Annotated in this window: 1 pseudogene; it reads left to right on the top strand. The window is 45.3% G+C overall.

What is annotated here, in order from left to right:
* Positions 1 to 84: 84 nt before the first annotated feature.
* A pseudogene (locus tag H5300_RS26825) lies at positions 85 to 1,017 on the top strand (ISNCY family transposase); the annotation flags it as partial.

Here is a 1,017-nt window from a genome sequence, read left to right as displayed (position 1 = left end):
TTAAAATGTCACCTTAGTACTGGTTGCTGACTACATTTCATGTACCAGCTTCGGTTACTAAGGACTACTGAGATGTTGATTGCCATGAGTGAAAAAGAAATTAGTCGATTCAAAGTTATTCAAGACGTCTGTGAACATCGTTTGCGTCGTACTGATGCGGCAGAGATACTTTCGTTAAGTGAGCGTCAAGTTCAAAGGTTAATGAACAAACTACGTGAACATGGTGCGGCTAGTTTAACCCATGCTTCTAGAGGTAAACCCAGTAATCGGCGTTATTCTGACGAATATCGCAAAGAGATTCTTTCGACTATCCATAAACACTATTCTGATTTCTCGCCCACATTTGCACGTGAAAAGATCATAGAAAATCATAATTTAGCTATCTCGTTAGAGACACTTCGCCAATGGATGATTGCCGACAACCTTTGGATCCCGCACTCACAACGAAAACCTAGAGTCTATCAACCTCGTTACTGTCGAGACTGTCTTGGAGAATTGATTCAGATAGATGGCTCACATCATGACTGGTTTTAGGGCCGCAGCGACAAATGCTGCCTATTGGTGTTCATTGATGATGCGACTGGCCGTCTGATGAACCTAAGATTCAGCGAGACAGAATCCGCGTTTGACTACATGATGACCACGCGTGAATACCTCAATGAGCACGGCAAGCCCATCGCATTTTACAGTGACAAGCACTCTATTTTTCGAGTGAATCAGGAGAAACACAAACAAGTTGGCCAAACTCAATACGGGCGCGTGTTGAAAGAACTGGCCATAGAACTCATCTGTGCCAACAGCTCCCAAGCCAAAGGCCGCGTTGAGCGAGCCAACCTCACGCTGCAAGACCGACTGGTTAAAGAGATGTATCGACACCATCGAACAAGCCAACGCCTGGCTTCCCTACTTCATCGCCGATTTTAACCATCGCTTTGCTAAGCCCGCTCAATACCCAAAAGACATGCATCGTCCGGTTCGAGAGTCCAAGCAAGAACTCGACGATATTTTCAGTTGGCA

This window comes from Vibrio sp. SG41-7 (assembly GCF_014164465.1).
Classification (GTDB): domain Bacteria; phylum Pseudomonadota; class Gammaproteobacteria; order Enterobacterales; family Vibrionaceae; genus Vibrio; species Vibrio splendidus.
This window is presented reverse-complemented; position numbering and strand designations above follow the sequence as displayed.